21 protein-coding genes and 1 tRNA gene are annotated in these 22,841 nt (G+C 62.8%); 9 read left to right on the top strand and 13 right to left on the bottom strand.

The window, feature by feature from the left end:
- Positions 1–82: 82 nt before the first annotated feature.
- Together HY836_RS11860 and HY836_RS11855 are read right to left on the bottom strand one after the other, a co-directional pair.
- Positions 83–172, bottom strand: a tRNA-Ser gene (locus HY836_RS11860).
- Between the two features lie 34 nt (positions 173–206).
- Complete coding sequence (locus HY836_RS11855; RefSeq protein WP_290676361.1) at positions 207–1,034, bottom strand: symmetrical bis(5'-nucleosyl)-tetraphosphatase; 828 nt, start codon at positions 1,032–1,034, stop codon at positions 207–209.
- A gap of 63 nt (positions 1,035–1,097) precedes the next feature.
- Here HY836_RS11855 and HY836_RS11850 point away from each other — a divergent pair, with 63 nt between their 5' ends.
- Positions 1,098–2,393, top strand: a complete 1,296-nt coding sequence (locus HY836_RS11850) for a hemolysin family protein (protein WP_290676360.1) — start codon at positions 1,098–1,100, stop codon at positions 2,391–2,393.
- Between the two features lie 32 nt (positions 2,394–2,425).
- Here the strand turns inward: HY836_RS11850 and HY836_RS11845 are convergent, their stop codons facing one another.
- On the bottom strand, positions 2,426–5,026 hold the full coding sequence (locus HY836_RS11845; RefSeq protein WP_290676359.1) for a DNA internalization-related competence protein ComEC/Rec2: 2,601 nt from the start codon (positions 5,024–5,026) through the stop codon (positions 2,426–2,428).
- Between the two features lie 135 nt (positions 5,027–5,161).
- On the opposite strand from HY836_RS11845, the gene HY836_RS11840 reads away from it, so the two are divergent.
- The 6 genes from HY836_RS11840 to gloA all read left to right on the top strand — a co-directional run bounded on the left by HY836_RS11840 (position 5,162) and on the right by gloA (position 9,750).
- Positions 5,162–5,572: a GFA family protein gene (locus tag HY836_RS11840; protein ID WP_290676358.1), complete on the top strand. Its 411-nt coding sequence runs from the start codon at positions 5,162–5,164 to the stop codon at positions 5,570–5,572.
- 87 nt (positions 5,573–5,659) lie between these two features.
- Positions 5,660–6,115, top strand: coding sequence for a RidA family protein (locus tag HY836_RS11835; RefSeq protein WP_290676357.1), 456 nt, complete (start codon positions 5,660–5,662; stop codon positions 6,113–6,115).
- A 13-nt stretch (positions 6,116–6,128) separates the two neighbouring features.
- Positions 6,129–6,617, top strand: a complete 489-nt coding sequence (locus HY836_RS11830) for a disulfide bond formation protein B (protein ID WP_290676356.1) — start codon at positions 6,129–6,131, stop codon at positions 6,615–6,617.
- Positions 6,610–8,472, top strand: a complete 1,863-nt coding sequence (locus HY836_RS11825) for a chorismate-binding protein (RefSeq protein ID WP_290676355.1) — start codon at positions 6,610–6,612, stop codon at positions 8,470–8,472. Before HY836_RS11830 ends, HY836_RS11825 begins: the two co-directional genes overlap by 8 nt.
- A gap of 176 nt (positions 8,473–8,648) precedes the next feature.
- Entirely contained in the window at positions 8,649–9,215 is a 567-nt protein-coding gene (locus HY836_RS11820; RefSeq protein WP_290676354.1) for a fasciclin domain-containing protein, read from the top strand.
- A gap of 118 nt (positions 9,216–9,333) precedes the next feature.
- The gene (gloA, locus tag HY836_RS11815; protein ID WP_290676410.1) at positions 9,334–9,750 is read left to right on the top strand and encodes a lactoylglutathione lyase; all 417 of its coding nucleotides are present in this window, start codon (positions 9,334–9,336) and stop codon (positions 9,748–9,750) included.
- A 3-nt stretch (positions 9,751–9,753) separates the two neighbouring features.
- Here gloA and HY836_RS11810 read toward each other — a convergent pair whose 3' ends face one another.
- The 4 genes from HY836_RS11810 to HY836_RS11795 all read right to left on the bottom strand — a co-directional run bounded on the left by HY836_RS11810 (position 9,754) and on the right by HY836_RS11795 (position 15,081).
- On the bottom strand, positions 9,754–11,709 hold the full coding sequence (locus tag HY836_RS11810) for a methyl-accepting chemotaxis protein (RefSeq protein ID WP_290676353.1): 1,956 nt from the start codon (positions 11,707–11,709) through the stop codon (positions 9,754–9,756).
- A gap of 306 nt (positions 11,710–12,015) precedes the next feature.
- Positions 12,016–13,116: a chorismate synthase gene (aroC, locus tag HY836_RS11805; protein WP_290676352.1), complete on the bottom strand. Its 1,101-nt coding sequence runs from the start codon at positions 13,114–13,116 to the stop codon at positions 12,016–12,018.
- A 145-nt stretch (positions 13,117–13,261) separates the two neighbouring features.
- Entirely contained in the window at positions 13,262–13,732 is a 471-nt protein-coding gene (locus HY836_RS11800; protein WP_290676351.1) for a CBS domain-containing protein, read from the bottom strand.
- 107 nt (positions 13,733–13,839) lie between these two features.
- The gene (locus HY836_RS11795; RefSeq protein WP_290676350.1) at positions 13,840–15,081 is read right to left on the bottom strand and encodes a YihY family inner membrane protein; all 1,242 of its coding nucleotides are present in this window, start codon (positions 15,079–15,081) and stop codon (positions 13,840–13,842) included.
- Between the two features lie 178 nt (positions 15,082–15,259).
- Between HY836_RS11795 and HY836_RS11790 the strand changes: the two genes are divergently transcribed.
- Together HY836_RS11790 and HY836_RS11785 are read left to right on the top strand one after the other, a co-directional pair.
- The gene (locus HY836_RS11790) at positions 15,260–15,634 is read left to right on the top strand and encodes a DUF2069 domain-containing protein (protein ID WP_290676409.1); all 375 of its coding nucleotides are present in this window, start codon (positions 15,260–15,262) and stop codon (positions 15,632–15,634) included.
- A complete protein-coding gene (locus tag HY836_RS11785; protein ID WP_290676349.1) occupies positions 15,631–17,082 on the top strand; it encodes an FAD-binding oxidoreductase in 1,452 nt (483 codons plus the stop codon). Before HY836_RS11790 ends, HY836_RS11785 begins: the two co-directional genes overlap by 4 nt.
- 7 nt (positions 17,083–17,089) lie before the next feature.
- Here the strand turns inward: HY836_RS11785 and HY836_RS11780 are convergent, their stop codons facing one another.
- From HY836_RS11780 to HY836_RS11755, 6 genes are all read right to left on the bottom strand, one after another.
- Positions 17,090–18,541: an alkaline phosphatase PhoX gene (locus HY836_RS11780; protein WP_290676348.1), complete on the bottom strand. Its 1,452-nt coding sequence runs from the start codon at positions 18,539–18,541 to the stop codon at positions 17,090–17,092.
- Between the two features lie 143 nt (positions 18,542–18,684).
- The gene (locus HY836_RS11775; protein ID WP_290676347.1) at positions 18,685–19,218 is read right to left on the bottom strand and encodes a DUF1178 family protein; all 534 of its coding nucleotides are present in this window, start codon (positions 19,216–19,218) and stop codon (positions 18,685–18,687) included.
- Positions 19,219–19,248: 30 nt separating this feature from the next.
- Entirely contained in the window at positions 19,249–19,836 is a 588-nt protein-coding gene (locus tag HY836_RS11770) for an NUDIX hydrolase (protein ID WP_290676346.1), read from the bottom strand.
- Positions 19,837–20,142 (bottom strand): DUF2818 family protein, encoded by a 306-nt coding sequence (locus HY836_RS11765; RefSeq protein WP_290676345.1) that lies wholly within the window; start codon positions 20,140–20,142, stop codon positions 19,837–19,839. It lies immediately after the preceding gene.
- Between the two features lie 44 nt (positions 20,143–20,186).
- Positions 20,187–21,665: an NADH-quinone oxidoreductase subunit NuoN gene (gene nuoN, locus HY836_RS11760; protein WP_290676344.1), complete on the bottom strand. Its 1,479-nt coding sequence runs from the start codon at positions 21,663–21,665 to the stop codon at positions 20,187–20,189.
- A 12-nt stretch (positions 21,666–21,677) separates the two neighbouring features.
- Positions 21,678–22,841 (bottom strand): NADH-quinone oxidoreductase subunit M (locus HY836_RS11755; protein ID WP_290676343.1); only part of this gene is annotated, 1,164 nt, incomplete at its 5' end.

The following is a 22,841-nucleotide window of genomic DNA, read 5'->3' as shown; positions in this document are numbered from 1 at the left end:
AAAATGTCACACCCAAGTGTCACAGTCGCCGCTCCTAAGTGGTTGATTCGCCTAGTTTCCTAGGGAGATCAACGACTTGGGATGGCGGGTGCGGTGAGATTCGAACTCACGGAGGGGATAAACCCTCGCCGGTTTTCAAGACCGGTGCCTTAAACCGCTCGGCCACACACCCTTTGAAGCCGCCATTGTAGATGCCTTTCGGGCCATCAGCCTTTGCCAGGCTTCTGCGCCTGCGGGCAATCGATCTGAATGAGCTCGCGCGTGGCGCCATCGACACGCACCGCCGTAAGCTGCCCGCCCCAGACACACCCGGTGTCGAGCGACATCAAATCATCCCGGTTGATCAGGCCCAGGGTGGACCAATGCCCGAAAGCCACGGGCGTACCCGCCGTGCGCCGCCCGGGCACCTCGAACCAGGGCATGAAGCCCTCAGGCGCCCCGCCCGCCCCTTCCTTGGTGGTGAACTCCATCGTGCCGTCTGCCGAACAAAAGCGCAGCCGCGTCAGGCTGTTGACCACGCAACGCCAGCGGGGCACCCCCTGCAGGCTGTCATCCCACTTGTCAGGCTCGTTGCCGTACATGCGCGTGAGGAACTCGCCCACATCCGGCCCGGCCAGCATGGCCTCCACCTCGGCAGCCAGCGCCACCGTCTGCGATGCGTCCCACTGCGGTACGACGCCCGCGTGCACCATCAGCCAGCCATGTGCGTGCACGGCCAGGCGGCGCTGGCGGATCCAGTTGAGCCAGTCGTCACGATCAGGCGCATGCAGGATCTCGTCGAGCGTGTCGCTTCGATGCGGCTTGCGCACACCATGCGCCACGGCCAGCAGGTGCAGATCGTGATTGCCCAGAAGGCACGTGGCAGCGTTGTCCAGTGCGCGCAGCCGGCGCAGGACGCCCAGGGAGTCCGGCCCCCGGTTCACCAGGTCGCCCAGTACGTAGACATGGTCGCGCGAGGGAGAGAAATCAATGGTTTGCAGCAGCCGTTCGAACGGATTGCAACAACCTTGCAGGTCGCCAACAAGATAGATCATGGAATGGATTCTGCTACGCTTGCGCGGTGTTGAATGCAAGGCCCGAGTTCGCCGGCGCCTTTTATGGATCTAGCCCTTCTCATTTTTCTGGTTCTGTTGAACGGCGCCTTTGCCATGTCCGAGATGGCCCTGGCCGCCAGTCGCAAGGCGCGGCTGCAAGTGATGGCCGAAACCGGCGACGCTGGCGCGCAAGCAGCCATGGTGCTGCACGACAACCCTACCCAGTTCCTCTCAACGGTTCAAATCGGCATCACCTCCATCAGCATCCTCAACGGTATCGTGGGTGAAGCCGCTTTTTCGCCCCCGCTGGCCCAATGGCTGCAGGGCTACTTCCCCATGACGGAGCGGATCGCCAGCATCACGGCCACCGGTCTGGTCGTGCTGATCATCACCTTCATTTCCATCATCTTCGGTGAACTCGTGCCCAAACGGGTCGGCCAGATGTACCCGGAATCGGTCGCCCGTGTGGTGGCCCAGCCCATGACCTGGCTATCGCGCCTGACTCGCCCCTTCGTGCGCATGCTTGCCGCGGCCACGGAAGCCATCCTCAAGCTCATCGGCATCAAGGACAACGGCAACCGCAGCGTGACGGAAGAAGAGATCGCTGCTCAACTGGAAGAGGGCCTGGATGCCGGCGTGATCGAGGCCCACGAGCACCAGATGGTGCGCAATGTGTTCCGCCTGGACGACCGCCAGATCGGCTCGATGATGATCCCCCGCAGCGACATCGCCTGGTTGAACATTGAAGTGCCCATGACAGACAACCTGGCCACGATCGCGCAGCATGGCTATTCCCGCTATCCAGTGTGCCGTGGCGGCCTGGACGATGTCCTTGGGGTGATGACGGCGCAGCAGTTGCTCCATCAGTTGACCCAACAGCAAGACAATGACCTCAACGATGGCTTGCTGCCAGCGGTGTTCGTGCCCGAAACCTTGTCAGGGATGGAATTGCTGGAGCACTTCCGCCTGTCGGACACGCAGATGGTCTTCGTGGTCGATGAATATGGTGAAGTGCAAGGTGTGATCACCCTGCGTGACGTGCTTGAAGCCATCACCGGTGAATTCACACCGCTCGAAGCCGAAGACGCCTGGGCCATCCAGCGTGACGATGGCTCCTGGCTGATCGACGGCCTCATCCCCGTACCCGAACTGAAAGACCGCCTGGAGATCAAGGCGCTGCCCGACGAAGACCGTGGCCGCTACAACACGCTGGCCGGCATGGTGATGCTCTTGCTGGGACGCCTGCCTCAGACCACGGACTCCGTGGAGTGGGAGGGCTGGCGCTTCGAGGTCGTGGACATGGACGGCAAACGCATCGACAAGATCCTGGCCAGTCAGACGCGCGAACGTCGCGGCTGATGGGGCTGATGGGGCTGCCCCAGCCTCAGGGCTCACTCCCGCATTGACCTCCTGCGCCCCACTGAGACATGTGGCGACGCCATGGGCGACGGTTCATCCCAATAGCGATGGTGCGCCGGACGCCAGCACGTCCCCACGCGCGGTGTGCCCCCCCGCAAGGTGGCGCCGGCCACAGGCATGAGCTGCTCGTTACTGGACCAGATATAGGCTCCACAGGCGGGCGAGGCCACCCAGTTCAGTGACATGGCCTCGTAGCGCGCCAGCACCGATGGCGACGGATGGCCGTAGCGATTGCGCCGACCAACCTGGATCACCACCTGTTCTGGCTGCACCGCTTGCAGAAAGCGGGCAGTTGACGAGGTCTGACTGCCATGGTGAGCCGCGACGAGCACCGTGCTGCGCAAGCGGCCGGCCTCGCGCTGGACCAAGGCTGCCTCCTGATCCGCCTCGATGTCACCCGTCAGCAAGACGCTGCGCGCCCCTTGGTCAGACGCACTCACTTTGAGCACACACGACATGGCGTTGGGCGCGCGCCCCTCTCGGTGCGCATAGACACCCGCATCGGGATACAAGACCTCAAAGCGCACACCATCCCATTGCCATTGCATACCTGCCTGACATGCCTGATGAGATACCGGGCGGCCATGGACACCGACCGTGTGTCGCAGGCCATGCGCCTCGTCCAAGGAACTCACCAGCTGATCAACCGGCATCTGATGGAGGATGGCGTCTGCCCCGCCCACGTGGTCGGTATCCTGATGGCTGATCACCAGCGCATGGAGTTTGCTGACACCCAGGGCACGAAACAGGGGCAGCAAAGTACGATCGCCGGCATTGAGCTGCTCGCCGATGCGCGGCCCTGTGTCAAACAACAAGTTGTGGTGCGCGGTTCGAATCAGCACGGCCGTGCCCTGCCCCACATCGGCAGCCAGCAACTCAAATGCGCCAGGCCTGGGCGCTGGCAAGAGATGCCAACTTTGCGGCACATACAGCAAAGGCAGTCCGAATGGCAACAAACCCAGACGCCAGCGCCAGTGCATGGGCAAAGCCAGTGCCCCACCCGCCAGAACCCCGAACAGGACCACGGGCCAAGGCAGCACGGGTGATTCGGCCATGGCGGGCCATGTCAGCACCAGCTGGGCCAGCAAGCTCATCAACCCGCTGATCACCCAGGCCCCCAGGTCCCAACTCGGCGCCCAGATCGTACCCAGCAAAGACAAGGGGGTGATGCCGATCGTGAAAACCGGTATGGCGATCAGGTTCGCCAAAAGGCTGCTGAGGGATGCTTGCTGGAACACCACGAGACTCAAGGGCAACAGGGCCAGGGTGATCAAGCACTGGAGCTTCATCACGTTCACGCACACCATCGCCATCCGCCCTGCCAGGACAGAGACGCGTTGAGACACACGCGCGGCCCCGGCCTCGATTCGTGATGTGCGGGAGCCAGGCAAGCCGATCTCCTTCATGCCATACGACAACAAGACGCCAACGGCCACATAGGACAACCAGAAGCCCGCCTGCCGAATCGCCCAGGGATCAAGGGCGGTCAGAACCACAGCGCTGCTCAGCCAGACCAATGGCCAGGGCCAGCGTCTGCCGCCAGATCGTAGCCAGCACACCAGGGCCATCATGAACACGGTGCGTTGAGCCGGAATGCCCCAGCCTGACACCAGCGCATACAAACCGCTCGCGCCTACGGCCACCCACATGGCCACATCGGGCGCAGGCCACCGATGCATGCCCGTGGGCCACAGTGACCAAGCTCGCCGCACCATCACGGCGGCCATCCAACCAAACATCGCGATGTGTGCGCCGCTGATGCTCACCAGATGCGCCACGCCCGTCTGCCGAAAGAGATCCCAGTCCTCGCGATCAATGGCGGACTGATCGCCAACGGACAAGCCGGTCAGAATGCCCGCCGCCCGCTGATCGGCCACATGTGAGAAGACAGCCGTGCGAACGCGCTGGCGCCATCGATCGATCACGCCCTGCCAGGGGCGCTCTGGCGCAAGATCCTGCAGGCGGGCCGGCTGGCCTGCGCGCCGAACGCTGCCCACGGCGCGCACACCCCGCTCGAAGTACGACAAGGTGCCATCGTAAGCACCGGGGTTGGACAAGCCGTCTGGCGCATGCAACTGCACCGTGAACTGCCACTGCTGGCCCGCCATGGGCAAGACGCCCTCGGCCAGGGGCATGCGCAAGCTCAAATGGGTGGGCCAGTTGTTGGTCGCCCCGACATCAGGCCCCCACCTCAATACGCGCGCGTCCAGCAGCGCACCACCCGGCACGGGCAAAGGCAAGCCCTCCACTTGCACGGTCACCTGCACCGGGTGCCCCGCCCATGCATCCGGTACACCCTCCAGCATGCGCATGCTGGCTCGCCATCCGGTGGTCGACCAGGCCAGTGCCAGCATGGCCATGCTCCCCATACCCAGGCACGCCCAGCGCCACCAAGGTGATCCTGTGCCGACAGCGCCGACAGGCGTGCGCAGTTTCAACCAAGTCCACGCCAGTATCCCCAATGACACCGCGGCCGAGACGGCATCCACCCACATCGGATGCAGTGCCGTCTGTCCGGTTTGAGCGAACACCCCCAACAGCCAGGCCAAGGCCCACACCAAGCTCACACCCATTCCCTGCCACCTGTATTTTTATGTTGCCATCTGTATCAATGGCTGCGAGATTGTCTTGAGGTCGTTAAACGCATTCAAGACGCCCGGAGGGGTGACGAAAAACGAGGGATAGACGACAGCCTGCACAATCTGCTCATGAACACGAATACAGGAAGCTGCCTGTGCGGGGGCATTCAGTTCCGCATCCGGGGTGAACTCGCCCCCATCCAGGTCTGCTATTGCAGCCAGTGCCGCAAGGCCCAGGGCACGGCGTTCGCCAGCAACGCGCCGGTTCACGCGGCCAACTTCGAGCTCATCTCAGGGCAGCATCTGATGCAAGCCTATGAGGCCACGCCCGGCAAGCGCCGCTGGTTCTGCCAATGCTGTGGCTCGCCCATCTACAGTGAACGCGACAGCTTGCCTGGCGTGCTGCGTGTGCGAATCGGCACCGTGGATGAGCCCATTCAGGCAAGGCCAGCCTTTCACGCTTACGTCGAATCGGCGTGCAGTTGGTGGGATGTGCCTGACGATGGTCTGCCGCGCTACCCAGAAGGCACGAAGCCCTGAACGACGACGCGCGTCAGGCACTCGGTGTAGCATTCCCAGTTCAAGCCGCGGCCTGCGGCGCAGACCGACTTTGATTCAACGCCGACCATGTCCATCGAACAACGCCTCCAAGACCTTGGCATCACCCTGCCGCCCGTGGCCGTGCCCGCCGCCGCCTATGTGCCTTTCGTTCGCACGGGCAACCTGGTCTTTCTGTCCGGCCACATTGCCAAGAAAGACGGCAAGGTCTGGGCTGGCCAGTTGGGCAAGACGATGGACACCGCCGAGGGCAAGCAAGCCGCACGCAGCGTCGCCATCGACCTGATGGGCACCTTGAGCGTCGCCGCCGGTGGCCTGGACAAGGTCGTGCGCATCGTCAAGGTCATGAGCCTGGTCAACAGCTCGCCTGACTTCACCGAACACCACCTGGTCACCAACGGCTGCTCCGAGTTGCTGGGCGAAGTTTTTGGCGAGGCCGGCGTGCATGCGCGCAGCGCCTTCGGCGTGGCCCAGATCCCGCTTGGGGCCTGCGTCGAGATCGAGTTGATCGCTGAAGTTCGCTAAAGCGAGTCCCGGCATGGTCAAGCTGCCCCCCCGCCTTGCCTTGAGCCTGATGGGCCTGGCCTGCGGCGTCTCCGTCGCCCTGGCCTTGCTGGCCCAGCACAAGTTCGGCATGGAGCCCTGCCCCTGGTGCATCCTCCAGCGCATGATCTTCATTGCCCTGGCCGTGCTGTGCCCGCTCGCAGCCGCCCTGCCTGCCGCAGCCCTGCGCCGTGGCCTGTCTGCGCTGGCGGTACCCTTGGCGCTGGGCGGCATCGGCGCTGCCCTGTGGCAGCACTTCGTGGCCGCCAAGTCCTCATCGTGTGCGCTGACCTTTGCCGACAAGATCATCTCCTTCTTTGGTGCCGACACGCGTTGGCCCCATGTGTTCGAGGTGCGCGCTTCCTGTGCTGATGCTGCCGCGAGCATCCTGGGTGTGCCTTTCGAGTTCTGGAGCCTGGCCTTGTTCGCCGTGGTGGGCATCGCCTTGATCTACAGCGCCGTCACGCCAGATCGCCGTGCTTGATCAAGACCCGAACCTGCCCACCGCGCTGCTGGATTTTCCGGGGCACGAAGGGCACGATGCCCCCCGTCAACGCTGGCGTTTCGAGCACCCCGTGCGCTGGCTGGTGGCCCACGATCCCTCGCAAGTAGCAGGGCTGCTGGATGCCGCCCATGAACACGCGCGCCAGGGCCAATGGTGCGTCGGCTGGGTGGCCTATGAAGCCGCACCGGGCCTGGACGCCCACCTGCCCGTCAAGGCCTTGCCGCCCGGCCAGCCCTATGCCGTCTGGGCCGTGTTCGATGAGGCGCAGCCCTGGCTGGGCGATGACGTCGTTCCCGCCAATATCGACTGGTCAGCAGGCCCCTGGCAAGCCGACCTGGATGACGACCTGGCGCAAAAGCGTGTCGAACAGATCCACGAGTTGATCCGTGCCGGCGAGGTCTATCAGGTCAACCTGACCACGCAGTTGCACGCCCCCTATCAAGGTGAGCCCGCCTCGCTGTGGCCCTACTTCATGGCCCTGCGACGCAGCCAACCACAAGGCTATGGCCTGATGCTGGATGCGCGTGCCGCCTGCCGCGCACCGGGTGCCGTGCTGAGTGTGTCGCCCGAACTGTTCTTCGACTGGGATGGCCAGACGCTGACCACGCGCCCCATGAAAGGCACGGCGGCACGCGGTCTGGATGCAACCAGCGATGCCGCTGCCGCCAATCACCTGCGCACCAGCGTCAAGGAGCGCGCCGAGAACCTGATGATCGTGGACCTGCTGCGCAATGACCTGTCTCGCGTGGCGGAAGTCGGCAGCGTCAAGGTGCCCTCGCTGTTTGATGTGCAGGCCCTGCCTACCGTCTGGCAGATGACCTCCACGGTCACAGCCCGAAGCAAGGCCGGCGTGAAGCTCAGTGAGGTGTTCAGGGCCCTGTTTCCCTGCGGTTCGGTCACCGGTGCACCCAAACGCCAGGCCATGCACCACATTGCCCGACTGGAGCGCACTGCGCGCAGCGTGTATTGCGGCGCTGTAGGCCTGATGGCCCCAGGCGGCCGCGTCACCTTCAACGTGCCCATCCGCACGGTGTGTGTTCACACGCCACCTCCGCCCGCTCCCTGGTCGGCACACTGCGGCATCGGCAGCGGCGTCACGCTGGACGCCACGCCAGTCGGTGAAGTGGCCGAGTGGAAGGCCAAGCAGGCCTTCCTGACACGCGCTGACAGCCCCTTCCACCTGCTGGAGTCCCTGCGCATTGACCAGGGACGCATCGACCGCCTGGACTGGCACATCCAGCGTCTGGCTGGCAGTGCCCGCCATTTCGGCTGGGCCTGGAACGATGCGCTGGCCGAGCGCGTGAAGCAGGCACTGATCGACCTTTGCCACGCCCATCCGGCGGGGGTGCATCGCGTGCGCCTGCTGCTGTCCGTGGATGGCGAGGTGGACGCCCAGGCCAGCCCGCTCATCGGCCCTGGCTCGATCACCAAATCCGGTCCCGCGCCAGATGATCAAGCCATGCTGACCGTGCAACTGGCAGAACGCGCCATGCCGCCAGCGGATGATTTCATCCGCCACAAGACCACCCGGCGCGCCATCTATGCCGCCTTCAAACCGCCCGAGGGTGTGTTTGACACCCTGCTGTTCAACCAGGCGGGCGAGTTGACCGAGTTCACGATCGGCAACCTGGCGCTCAAGCTCGATGGCCAGTGGTACACGCCGCCCTTGTCCGTGGGCTTGCTGCCTGGCGTGATGCGCACCAGCTTGCTGGCCCAGGGCCAACTGGCCGAACGCCGCCTGACCTTGTCCGACCTGGATCAGGCACAAGGGCTTGCGCTGCTCAACAGCGTACGCGGTTGGTTGCCCGTCTCCCTTCAGCGCGCGACTAACTGAAAACGCCTGCTCCGGTACCACAAGGTGCCCGGTTCCCCGGATGAAAACAGGGCCAATGTGCACGGAATGCCCAAAAACTGCACAATGAATACCGATTAGTCGCATTTCATACCGATTAGTCTCATCCGAAACCGGCCGGTATTCACCCTCATCCAACGCTCTCAGGAGTTCAAGCCATGTTCAAGTTCACTCGCTTTCCCCGCCCTGCGCTGCGCCAGTTGGGCAAGGCCGCCGCCCTGGCGACCGCGCTCGTCGTGATGGCCCCTGCCCAGGCATCGCTGACCAATATCAACGCGTTCCTGTCTTGCCGCCATGCCCAGCTGACAGAGTTCCCCGGCACCATCGTTGACGCGGCCATTGCAACGCCCCAACTCAGCACGTTGGTCTCGCTGGTCGTTGCCGCCGACCTCACGGGCGCCCTGTCCGGCAAGGGCCCGCTGACGGTGTTCGCGCCCACCAACGATGCCTTCGCCAAGGTGCCTGCGCCCTTGCTGGACCTCATTGGCAGTGACCCCAAATTGCTGACCAAGGTGCTGACCTATCACGTGACCACCCGCAACGCGGACCCACGTCGCAGCCTGATCCCCAGCCAGGTGCCCAGCCTGCAAGGCCAGAACCTGTTCCTGGCGTTCGGGGCCGAGGGTGCCACCGTCAACCAGTCGGTCGCCAGTTGCAAAGGCGTCAAGACCACCAACGGCACAGTCTGGCTGATAGACAGCGTCTTGCTGCCACAATTCAAGTGATCCATCCCACTTGAGCAGCGACATGCCAGCAGCCCAAGCGGGGTTTCCTGCGGCGCTGTCTGGCATGCCCACACCAGCGCAGCACACTGTCGACATCTCCACTCAAGCGAACACACTCATGCGACTGCTGCACACCATGCTGCGCGTTGGCAACCTCCAGCGCTCGATCGACTTCTACACCCAGGTGCTGGGCATGACCCTGCTGCGCACCACGGATCGCCCGGAACAGCAGTACACCCTGGCCTTCCTGGGCTATGGTCGCAACCCTGAACACGCCGAGCTGGAACTGACCTACAACTACGGCGTCACCGAATACGAGCTGGGCACCGCCTATGGCCACATTGCATTGGGTGTGCCCAGTGTGCAGGCCACGTGTGATGCCGCACGCGCCAAGCTGGCCACGCTGGGTGGCGCGATCACGCGTGAGCCTGGCCCCATCAAGGGTGGCAGCACGGTGATCGCCTTCATCGCCGACCCAGACGGCTACAAGATCGAACTGATCGAACGCCCGGAAAAGGCCTGCGAACTGAACTGAGCCTCAAGCCCCGGCAGGCTGGGGCAGCCTGAACGCGGACACCGCGGTCATCAGCGACTGCGCCTGCAATTTGAGCGACTCCGACGCCGCGGCGGTCTCCTCGACCAAGGCGGCGTTTTCCTGCGTGACGCGATCCAGATCCTGCACCGACTGCCCGACCAGCTCCACGCCCGCGCTCTGCTCGCGCGCACCCACGGCGATCTCCGACAGCAGGCTGTTCATGCGCTGCGCATTCGCCAGGATGTCACCCATGGTGTGCCCGGCCGTCTCCACCACACGCGTACCGCTCTTGACGCGGGCCACACTGTCCGTGATGAGCGCCTTGATCTCGTGCGCCGCCGATGCACTGCGTTGCGCCAACGCCCGAACCTCGCCTGCCACCACGGCAAAACCGCGCCCTTGCTCACCTGCCCTCGCCGCCTCCACAGCCGCATTCAGCGCCAGGATGTTGGTCTGAAAGGCAATGCCATCGATCACGGAGATGATGTCGGCGATCTGGTTGGACGATTGATGGATGTCCTGCATCGTGTGCACGACCTGACCGATCACCTCGCCGCCCGTCTCGGCCACATCGGCATTGCCGCGTGCCAGCGCAGCTGCCTCCACGGCATGGTCGGCCGTTTGCCTCACCGTCACGGCGATCTCTTCCATGGAGGAGGCCGACTCCTCCAGATTGGAGGCGGTGCGCTCAGTGCGCGCGGACAGGTCGTTGGAACCCGCCGCGATTTCACTGCTGGAATGCACGATGATTTCCGAAGCCTCCCTGACCTCACTGACCACCCTGCGCAAGGCGCCCTGCATGTCGGCCAGGCTGCACATCAGGCTGGCGGCCTCGTCACAGCCCCATGGGCGTGGCCGGGTGGTCAGGTCGCCCGCGGTCATGGCCACCAGATGCTGACGCACCTCCTCCATCCCGCCACGGGTCACGCGGTAAAAGCACAGCAAGAGATAGAAGGCGAGCGCCACGCACACGCTGGTCAGGCCATTGACCCACGCCCGCGAGCCACGCAGGCCGCCTTCTCGATCGGCCAGCATGCCGTCGAGTTCATTCATGCCTTTGTGCGACAAGGCTTCCGCTTCGTCGATGGTCTGCGCACTGGCCTCCAACATGGCCTGCGTGTTGGCAGGCATCGGATGCCCTTGCACCAGATCGTCGGCCATACGAACCAGTCTGGTGGACGCTTGCCTGACGGCATCAAGCGACACGCGCGCCAACAAACCAGGCACATCCTTGGCCGCCTTGCCCAAGGACACCTCCAGTTGCGCCACCCTGCGTGAAACTGCTTCGCTTTCACGGTCAATGGCCACCAGATCCTGCGTACTGGCATGCCCGCTGCGTATCACACGCTCAAGCAGGCCGCGCAAACGACCCGCACACCAGATGAGGTCGGGTGAAGCGATCAGCGCCGCATCCATCACGTAGTAGCTGGCAAAGGCCGGGTCCAGCGCAAGGTTGGACTTGTCCACCACCACGTCCAGCAAAGCGGCCTGCGCCTTCAATGTCTCGTCCATGCCTTGTCTGGTTGGTGCGCCGGCATCCTGACCTGTCGGCACGCCCTGCATGGCCCGCGCCAAGGCCTCATACGCTGCACCCGCGCTCAAGGCTGCGCCACCTGCCTGATGGGTCTGACTCAACTGCTGCCAGACCTGATCACGCTGTTGCCGCGATGCCGCCAGGCGCTCGCCCACCTCCGCCGGCCTGCGGTCCGCCCAACCCATGGCCTCTTCGCGAAGCAAAGCCGCACCGAGGCTGATCAAGGGCTGCGCATACGCCACGCCTTGACGCTCCGATTGCACGAAATCCAGATCGGCCTGCTTGCTGATGTTGAAGGACCAACCCAGCACCAGCAAGGGCACCAGAAACGCCAGCGACACGATGCTGGCCTTGGTCTGAAAACTCAATCGCCTGAAGAGGCGAACGCCGGGCGCCCAGATACCGTGGTACCTGAAAAAAGCCATGAAGGCTTCAACGCCACCAGAAGATGCACGCCTTGATCCTGCTTCCAGCAAGACATGCCCCGACCCTGATCCGAATATGGAACGCATGGTGACCCCTTTTAAGCTTGGTCAGGGGCTCAGGGGTAGAACCTGGTTCGCACGAACCTACCCGACCAACAAACGTTGAACGTGCAGGCATTTCAACAGGAATCAGTGCGACCGAAATTCTGAACAATTGGCCAATTACGCCAGACTAGCTTGCACCCGAATCGGGCATGCACAGGCTTTGTGCCTTGCCTATGCTCATCAACCCAATGCGGTGCAATTTCAGGGGCGTTGTGCCGCAATTCGGGGCGTGTCAACCTCCACGTCACCGCACTGCGCGCGATGACGCAAGGCGTGATCGATCAGCACCAGGGCCAGCATGGCTTCGGCGATCGGCGTGGCGCGGATGCCCACGCAGGGATCATGTCGGCCGAAAGTTTCCACCGTGGCGGGCTGGCCGTTGAGGTCGATGGACTGGCGTGGTGAACGGATCGAGCTGGTCGGCTTGATGGCGATGGCCACGCGGATGTCCTGGCCGGTGGAGATGCCACCGAGCACGCCACCGGCATGGTTGGAGGCAAAGCCGTCCGGATAGAGCTCGTCACCATGCACGGTACCGCGCTGGCTCACGCTCTCGAAGCCTGCGCCGATCTCCACGCCCTTGACGGCGTTGATGCCCATCATGGCGTAGGCGATGTCGGCATCCAGCTTGTCAAACAGCGGTTCACCCAGGCCAACGGGCACGCCGGAGGCTTCCACGATCAGCTTGGCACCACAGGAATCGCCATCCTTGCGCAAGTCGTCCATATAACCTTCCAGCGCTTCGATCTGGCTGACATTGGGCGCGAAGAAGGGATTGTTGGGCACATGATCCCAACCTTCGAAGGCGATGGGCATGGTGCCCAGCTGGGTCATGCAGGCGCGGATCTCGGTACCGAACTGTTCGCGCAACCACTTCTTGGCCACGGCACCGGCTGCCACCATGGGCGCGGTCATGCGGGCAGAAGAGCGGCCACCACCGCGCGGATCGCGGATGCCGTACTTGTGCCAGTAGGTGTAGTCAGCGTGGCCCGGCCGGAACGTCTGCATGATGTTGCCGTAGTCCTTGCTGCGCTGGTCCGTGTTGCGGATCAACAGGGCAATGGGGGCGCCGGTGGTCTTGCCTTCGTAGACGCCACTGAGGATTTCGACGGCATCAGGCTCGTTGCGCTGGGTGACGTGGCGCGAGGTACCAGGGCGGCGGCGATCCAGGTCGGGCTGAATGTCGGCCTCGGACAGCGTCATGCCCGGAGGGCATCCGTCGATCACGCAACCGATGGCCGGGCCATGCGATTCGCCAAAGTTCGTCACGGTGAACAAGAGACCAAGGGTGCTGCCAGCCATAGCGCCAAAATTCTGTGTCATCCAAAGCGGAAGCCGCTATTGTCCCCTATCGGCCAGTCCTTGATGCCATCACCGGGCGCCAGAATGCGAAACGCCCGGCAAAAACCGGGCGTTGAACACAAGCGGGAACAAGCTGGCAGGCGGCTCAAAGCAGCGCCGGACGCTCGCGGGCGGCTTCTTCTTCCACCGGCCAATCGCGAATGTAGGCCTTGAGCATGCGGTTTTCGAAATCCTGACCATCGACCACGGCCTTGGCCACGTCATAGAAAGAGATCACCCCCATCAGGGTCTTTTGCGTCATGACGGGCATGTAGCGGGCATGGCGATTGAGCATCATGCGGCGCACTTCGTCGATTTCCGTCTCCGGCGTGCAGGTCAGTGGATGGTCGTCCATCACGGCACGCACGGTGAGCGAGCCAACCGAGCCGCCATTGCGGACCACGCCCTGGATCACTTCGCGGAAGGTGAGCATCCCCGCCAGATCGCCGTGCTCCATCACCACCAGCGAGCCGATGTCGTGATCCGCCATGGTGGTGGTGGCTTCAGCCAGAGCTTGTTCCGGCTGGACGGTGAACAAGGTGCTGCCTTTGACTCGCAGGATATCGCTGACTTTCATGGTCTGTCTCCTCGATCGGTTGCACAAAATATGTAGGGACGCGCCTTTTAAATATAGACCGATCAGCGGGGTCTCGCCAAGGGGTTCCCCCTGATGAGATTGGCCTTTCACGCCAATGCTTCTGACAAGCTCATGCTTTCCATGCCGGCTTTAGACCAGAATCCCTCGGTGAACGCGTCCGGGCGCAACAACGCCTCCCCCACCAGAGGGGCCACCAGCGTCTTGTCAGGGTCACACAACAACACGAAACGACCACCGTGCTCCGCCTGAGGCTCATCCAGCAGCCCCACCCAGTCCATGCCTTGCAGGAGTTCAAGCAAAGGCTCGATCTGCAGCGGATCCGTGCGCAGGCGATGCGCGAGTTGCTCGCCCGTGAGGCCGCGATGAGGCGCATGCTGCTCGGCCGCCAGTGCCCGCAACAGGGCCAGCGCCAGTGCAAACCGATGGCCGGGCGTGTCTGGCCATCGCTTGACCTGCGACAGCAGGCTGGGCGTATAGGCCGTGATCACGGCGCCCAGCAAGATGATCAGCCAGCTCACATAGATCCAGATGAGAAAGAGCGGCACGGCGGCAAACGCGCCATAGATCGTCGAGTAGACCGGTGCCTTGGACAGGTAGATGGCCAGGCCCTTCTGCCCCAACTCCAGGCCGACGGACGCGAAAATCCCGCCCCCCCAGGCATGCTCCCAACGTACGAAGGTGTTGGGCACAAATTTGTAGAGCGCGGCAAAGCTGGCTGTCTGCAGCATGAACACGATAAAAGCCAGCAGAAAACTGACACCGCCTGGCAACTCATCCACCAGGCCACCGGATGCCGACAGGAGATAGGACGTCAAGGACAGACTGGCCCCCACCAAAAACGGGCCCAGGGTCAGGGCCGCCCAGTACACCAGCACGCGCTGCGCAATCGGTCGCACTGTGCGCACCCGCCAGATCCCGTTGAGCGTGTGGTCGATGGTCAACATCAGCATCATGGCCGTCACGCCCAGTGCGATCAGACCCAGCCCCCCCATCTGACTGGCCTTGGTCGCAAACTTGGTCAAGGACAGCAAAACCGGCTTGGCAATGGCATCGGGAACCATGCCCGTCAGAACCTGCTGCTCCAGCACCTTGCGAAAGCGCGCAAAAACCGGGAAGGCGCTGAACAAGGCCAGCATCACCGTGAACAGCGGCACCAGGGCAATCGTGGTCGTGAAAGTCAGGCTGCCGGCAGTCACACCCAGGTGATCCTCCCGAAAGCGCGCCCGCAAGGTTTGATAGGTTTGAGCCCAGGGCCACTGCTGCAAGGTGCTCACCAGCAGTGCCCAGCGTTCACGGGCATTTGCCCAGAAAGTCCAATTCGACGTCATGCTGGCTATGATGCCAGCCATGCGCCACTGAGCCGTCCGGTTCAGCCCGCGTTGTGAAATTTTCCAGATGACCACGCCCTCCTCCACACCCTCCCCCTCCCCATCGGACGAACCGCTCGTCGATCCTGATGCCTTCGTTGGCCTGCACCCCACCGAGCGCCTGGCCCGCATCGATCGCATGCGTTTGCTCAATGTCGCCCTGCTGCTGTCGCTCATCGGCCTGGGCCTGGCCTGGGAGTTGTGGCTGGCGCCGCTCAAAGGCGGCACCGGTGCGCTGGCCATCAAGGTTCTGCCACTGACGCTGGCGATTGCCGGCATGCTCAAGCACAGGCTCTACACCTACCGCTGGGTTTCCCTGCTGGTGTGGCTGTACTTCACCGAAGGCGCCATGCGTGCCACCAGTGACACGGGTATCTCGCAAGCGCTGGCGGGCATTGAGGTTACGCTCAGTGCCGCGCTGTTCACGGCCTGCTCCGTCTACATCCGCTTGCGCCTGCGTGTGCTGCCCCCCAAGAAAAAGGGCACCGCGGCCAAAGACGCACCACTGCCATGACCACCTTGCTGAACGCGCTGCGCGACTTGCTGGGTCAGGCACAGGTGCTGATCCCGCAGCGCGCCACTGACGCCGAATTCAGCCGCTATCAGACAGACTGGCGTGGCCGCTACCAGGGCCATGCCCTGGCCATCGTCCGGCCCGCGAATGCCGATGAAGTGGCCGCCGTCGTCAGGCTGTGCGCGCAGCATGGTGTCAGCATCGTGCCGCAAGGCGGCAACACAGGCCTCGTTGGCGGTGGCGTGCCCGACGAGAGCGGCCGGCAGGTCGTGCTGAGCCTGCAGCGCCTGCGACAGATTCGCGAGGTCGACCCCGCCAATCTCTCCATGACGGCAGACGCAGGCTGCCTGCTCGCCGAGGTGCAGCAAGCCGCGGCCGAGGCTGGGCTGCTGTTCCCCTTGAGCCTCGCTTCCGAGGGAAGTTGCACCATCGGCGGCAACCTGGCGACCAATGCCGGCGGCACACAGGTGCTGCGCTACGGTACCGCGCGTGAACTCTGTCTGGGCCTGGAGGTTGTCACGGCCAACGGCGAGATCTGGCGCGGCCTCAAGGGCCTGCGCAAGGACAATTCCGGCTATGCCCTGCGTGATCTGATGATTGGCAGCGAAGGCACACTGGGCATCATCACGGCGGCCACCCTGAGGCTCTACCCCCAGCCCAAGGGCCAGACCACCGCCTTGCTGTCATGCACCAGTTTGTCGGATGCCATCAAGCTCCTGCAAGCAGCCCGTGCCGATCTGGATGCCGGACTGACAGCCTGTGAAGTCATGGGCCGCCTGCCGCTGCAATTGGTGCAAGGCCATCAACCGGATGCCGCCAAGGTATTGCTCGGCTTGCAGGCCACCACCAGCGACACCACGCCCGCGGCCTGGACGGTGCTGCTTGAAAACGCCAGCAACGAATCGGACGAGCATGCGCAACAACGCATGCAGACCGTGCTGCAAATGGCCATGGATTCAGGCTTGGTACAGATGGCCACGCTGGCCGTCAACCAGACGCAGCAACAAGCCATGTGGCAACTCAGAGAATCCATCCCTTTGGCAGAACGCACGGAGGGTTTGATGGTCAAGCACGACATCGGCGTGCCGACCTCGGCCATTCCGGACTTCGTGCGCGAGGCAGACCAGGCCATTCAGACACGCTGGCCACAAGCCCGCATCGTCTGTTTTGGTCATCTGGGCGATGGCAACTTGCACTACAACGTGCAGCCGCCGCCCAGTCAGGGTCAAGGTATCGGCCTGACCACGTTTGAATCCGAGGTCAACAGGCTGGTTTTTGACGAGGTCATGCGCCACGGCGGAACCCTGTCGGCCGAACACGGCGTGGGGCGTCTGCGTGTCGAGGAAATGGGCCGCCGCCAGTCGGTAACGGCCCTGGCCATGATGAAGGCCATCAAGCTCGCGCTCGACCCGGGCAATGTGCTCAACCCGGGTCGCGTGCTGCCCTGAGAATGACTCAGGCGCGCTTGTTGCGGCGGGAAACCACGCCAGCCAGGAGCAGGCCCACCAGCGCCAGACCATAGGACTCAGGCTCTGGCACCGCGGCGATTTCGATCAGACGGTCATTGCCACTGCTGGGGTGCTGTATGTTCACATACGCCACGTTGGGGTTGGTCTTGCTGAAGTACAGGCCCGTGAACTCGGAGCCCTGCGTGCCATTCGAAGCCCAGCGTGCCAGGCCTTCGCCCGCATCGTTGAGGTCGCCATCCTTGTTGAGGTCTTTGGCAAACCAGATGTCGTCGTCCACACCACCATTACGGTCTTCGATGATGTAGATGTTGCCGTCTGCATCAATGGCCAGGTTGTCGGCACTACGCAGGCCACTCCCCACGGCCAGGCCGGTCGCCAGATCAATGGTGGTCGAATCGGCAAACAGTTCCACCTCGCCGGTCAACACGTTGAAGTGGTAGACGCGGCTGGTGCCATCCGACGAAATGCCATTGGTGTCTGAGTCGGTGGTTGCAAAGTAGACCAGTTCGGTGCCATCGGCCAGCGTCTGGATCTCCAGATCTTCTGGGCGGTTGTAGCCTGTACCCAGGATGCTGCCGTGATCGGCTGTCGCACGGCCGTCGATCGTGCCGTCACCCAGTACGGTAGACACCCCTGCAATGGCCGCGCCATTGGCCTGGGTGATCGCCACCCAGCTCGCTGCGCCCGTGATGGCGGGGCCGTTGTTGCCTTCAAACTGCCCGCCGGCGCCGACGCGCAACACGGAGGTCTGACCAGCAGCAAAGTAGTCATTGCCAGTGGTGGCGTTCGGATTGGCCGAGACGTACTTGTAAATCGAGCCACCGTTGAGTTCGTCTACAAAGTACATGGCATTGGCCTTGTCAAAGGCCAGACCTTCATGCGAGACGCGGGGCAGGATGCTGCGCTGAACCAGCGTACCGGCATTGGCCGTTGCTGAGGTGGCATTCGTGACCTCGAACAAGCGCCCCTTCGTGCTACCTGCTCCCCAGGACTCTTCACCAGTCAGGTAACTGCCCCAGGGCGTCCAGCGAGAGGCATCGCCAGCGACGAACCCACTGGTGCCTGGCGCCACAATCGTGGTCGTGCGCGTCGCGTAGTTGTTGTCCCACAGGTCGACTCGCTGAACACCGCCTGCACTGGTTTCGAAGGGCATGAACAGATAGCGGCCTGCTTGTGGGCCCGTTTCATTGGCTGCGATCATGTCCCAGTTACCTGAGTTGGAGCCAGGAACAAGCGTGTTCTGTGTGGTGCGATCGGCCAGGGTCTTTTGCCCCCAGCTTGAATTGCCAAGGGTGATCGGGGTGGTCTCACCTGCACCGTTCACGGGAATGGGGCCGGCAGATGAACTCAGCGGCGTGAAATTGCTGAAATCAGTGGCCGCCATGGCCGAGGACGCCGACACCAACAAGGTGGCTGCGGCAATGATCGAATACTTCATGAAAGACTCCGTTGGTTATCGCCGCCCTGGACAAGGGGACGGTCACAACGAAGTTAGTACCTCAGGCTTTCAGCACCGTGAACAGGTACGCCGCTTCTGATGAGCCAAATGGCGTGACGCCAAGAACATTCACCCGTCCAGGACTACTGCAAGGGGCCCTTCATCGCCTCAGGCAATGGCATGGTCAGGATGTCGATGCCTTCCTCGGCCAGTTCTGCCCGCTCCTCAGGTGTGGCCTGGCCACGTATGGCACGCTCCGGCGCGTCACCGTGATGGATGCTGCGCACCTCTTCCACGAAACGTTCTCCGACGTCCTCCGTGTTGTCGACCACATGGCGCACCGCTTTCAGGTAGAGCGCCTGCAGGGCAGCCATGGCTTCCTGCGCCTCGGTTGGCAGGCTGTCGTGCGCAGGTCGAGATTCGACCGGAGCCAGGGCAGAAGCTGGTGTGGCACTCGGTGAAGCGGGTTGCGCGGTGCCTCGTGGGGCAACAGGCGCACGCTCTTTCAACCCGGACGTATTGAGATGCGGCGCAGATGGGCGTCGCGTCACATCATGATCGCCACAAACCGGACAGGTCAACAGCCCGCGATCCTTCTGGGATGCGAGCTCATCAGCGGAGGCAAACCAGCCCTCAAAGTGATGCCCTTGCGCGCAATGAAGATCAACCACCAGCATGAAACAACCGCCCTGACCTGAACCGCCGGCTCAGCCCGTGATCCACTCAAGAGGCCAAAGCCCGGCGCGATATTTGGACAGCCACATCATGCCCACGATGGTCTTCACATCCGTGAGTTGACCATCCCGCATCCAGTTCTCCAGCTCATCCAGGCTGGCCTGGAACACGTCCAGAAACTCGCCTTCATCCAGATGGCGTTCGCCCAGTGTCAACTCATCGGCAAACCAGATCTCGATGATCTCGGTGGCGTAACCGATGACAGGATGCATGATGCCGGCCTTGGCCCAGCGACGAGCCTTGTAACCAGTCTCTTCCCACAACTCGCGCTGAGCGCAGGCCAGACCGCCCTCACCCGCATCCAGTTTGCCGGCGGGGAACTCGATCATTGTCTGCCTGACCGGATAGCGGTACTGCCGCTCCATCACCAGTTGGCCATCAGGCAGCATGGCCACGATCATCACCGCACCAGGATGCACCACGTACTCGCGGGCCGCCTCACGGCCATCGGGCAGTTGCACGCGATCACGGCGCAGTTCAATGAAGTGCCCCTTGTAGACCGTGCTGGACTCGATGGTCTCTTCACGCAGGTGAGCGTCGGGCAGATCGGATTGGGACATTCAACGCTTGCGCAGGTAGCGCCACACGAAGCCGGGGAAGGACAGCGTCAGGAAGACGCACAGCCACACGGCCACGAACTCCCAGCGCATGGGGCTCACCTGGCCCAGATGCCCTTCGATGGCCCGCCCCAAGGCTGCCACGGCAAAGGCGTAGGCCAGCAACTCAAGCAGGCGCCAGCCCACCGGCTTCGCATCCCTGCGTGGCCCCATCACGAACAGCCGTTCGTTCACAAAGGGCAAATTGGCCGCGATCACCGCGGCCAGGAGCACCACACTGACAGCCCAGACGGGCACGAGGCCCGTCATGAGCTGGATCTCTCAGTCAAGGAAGACCGTTGTGCCATGTCAGATCAGCCAGCCAGTGACTGCGTGATGGCCTTGGCGCACAAGGTCATCAAGCCGCTGGGCAGAATGCCCAAGGCCAGCACCACCACCGCATTGACCGACAACAGCACGCGTGCGCCACCTTGGGCGACAGGCGCGTTGTCGGACGGCTCATCAAAGTACATGACCTTGACAATGCGCAGGTAATAGAAGGCACCGACCAGCGACAACATCACGGCTGCGATCGAGATCTGCAGCAGCAAAGGCGAGTTCGTGGTGATCAGCGCCTGCAGCACAGCCAGCTTGGCATAGAAGCCAACGGTAGGCGGAATGCCAGCCAGCGAGAACATGAACACGGCCATCACGCCAGCCAGCACGGGGCTGCGCTTGTTCAGGCCTGCCAGATCAGAGATCTGCTCGGACTCGAAGCCAGGGCGAGACAGCACCATGATGAGACCGAAGGTACCCATGGTGGTCAGCACATAGGTCAGCACATAGAACAGCGACGAGCCGTAGCCATTGCCAGCCGACACGGTGTTGCCCGCCACGATGCTGGGCACAAAGCCCAGCAGCATGAAGCCCAGTTGGGCGATACCGGAGTAGGCCAGCATGCGCTTGAGGTTGGTCTGAGCAATCGCGGCCAGGTTACCCACGGTCATGGACAGCACCGCCAGGATCATCAGCATCTGCTGCCAGTCGGTTGCCGTGTTGATCAGACCTTCCACCAGCAGGCGAACGGTGATGGCAAAGGCGGCCAGCTTGGGCGCACCCGCAACCATCAGGGTCACCGCGGTCGGAGCGCCTTGGTAGACGTCAGGCACCCACATGTGGAAAGGCACGACACCCAGCTTGAAAGCCAGACCGGCCACGATGAACACCAGACCGAATGCCAGCACCTGCTTGTTCATGTCGCCAGCCAACGTGGCCTTGTACACCTCAGCCAGATCCAGCGAACCGGTGGCACCGTACATCATGGACATGCCATACAGCAGGAAGCCCGAAGCCAGCGCGCCCAGCACGAAGTACTTCATGGCGGCTTCCGTTGCTTGCGCGTTGTCACGACGCAGGGCCACCAGGGCATACAGCGACAGCGACATCAATTCCAGGCCCAGGTAGATGCTCAGGAAGTTGTTGCCGATGATCATGATCGAGATACCCAGCAACGCGAACATGCTCAGTGTGAACAGTTCGCCCTTGAGCATCTCGCGGTCAGCCGCGTACGTCTGTGCATACACCAGCGAGCCCATGACGGCCAGCGTGGCGCACAGGGACAGCAGATGGCCCATGGCGTCGGTGACCACCATCTTCTGCATGGCGTACACAGAGGTGCCGTTGTCCAGCGCAGTCAGGTGCAGGCCTGCCACGACAGCCAGCGAAGCCAGCGTCAACAGATAGGTGGTTGTGCGTTTCGGGCAAGTGACAAACAGATCAACCAGGGAGACCAGGCAGGCCATTCCCAGCAGCACGATCTCGGGCGTCACTGCGCACCAATTCAAATCAGTCATGTCGATCGGCCCTTAGTTCAACTTGCTCACGGACACGTGCTTGATCAGCTCGGTCACGGACACATGCATCGCATCGGTGAAGGGCTTGGGCTGGATGCCCATCCACAGCACCGCTGCCGCCAGAATGGCCAGCATCAGGAATTCGCGGGCGTTGATGTCTGTCAACTCACGCACATGGTCGTTGGTCACCTCACCGAAGTACACGCGCTTGTACATCCACAGGGTGTAGGCGGCACCGAAGATCAGCGCCGAGGCAGCCAGCGCACCAATCACGAAGTTGTACTGAACCGCACCCAGGATCACCATCCACTCACCCACGAAGCCCGCGGTACCCGGCAGGCCGCAGTTGGCCATGGAGAACAGCAGCGCGAACGCGGCGAACTTGGGCATGGTGTTGACCACGCCGCCGTAGCTGGAGATTTCACGCGAGTGAACGCGGTCGTACAACACACCAATGCTCAGGAACATGGCGCCAGACACGAAACCGTGGGCAATCATCTGCACGATGCCACCGGCGATACCCAGTTCATTGAAGATGAAGAAACCCAGGGTCACGAAACCCATGTGGGCGATGGACGAATACGCCACCAGCTTCTTCATGTCCTGCTGAACCATGGCCACCAGGCCGATGTAGATCACACTGATCAGCGACAAGGTGATCACCACAGGCGCGAACTCGTGCGACGCATCGGGCACGATGGGCAGCATGAAACGCAGGAAGCCATAGCAACCCAGCTTCAGCATGATCGCGGCCAGCACGACGGAGCCACCGGTAGGCGCTTCCACGTGGGCATCAGGCAACCATGTATGCACCGGCCACATCGGAACCTTCACCGCAAACGCGGCGAAGAAGGCGCCAAACAGCAAGGCCTGCGGCGTGGCGGGCAATGGCAGCTTGTGCCATGTGGCGATGTCGAACGAGCCACCCGACTTGTAGTACAGGTAGACCAGGGCCACCAGCATCAGCAGCGAACCCAGCAGCGTGTACAGGAAGAACTTGAACGCGGCGTACACACGACGCGGACCGCCCCAGATACCGATGATGATGTACATCGGGATCAGGGTTGCTTCGAAGAACACGTAGAACAGCATGCCGTCCAGCGCGGAGAACACACCCACCATCAGACCCGACAGGATCAGGAAGGCACCGTAGTACTGGTGCGGGCGGTCTTCGAT

The organism is Aquabacterium sp., assembly GCF_016234775.1.
GTDB lineage: Bacteria > Pseudomonadota > Gammaproteobacteria > Burkholderiales > Burkholderiaceae_C > Aquabacterium.
This window is presented reverse-complemented; position numbering and strand designations above follow the sequence as displayed.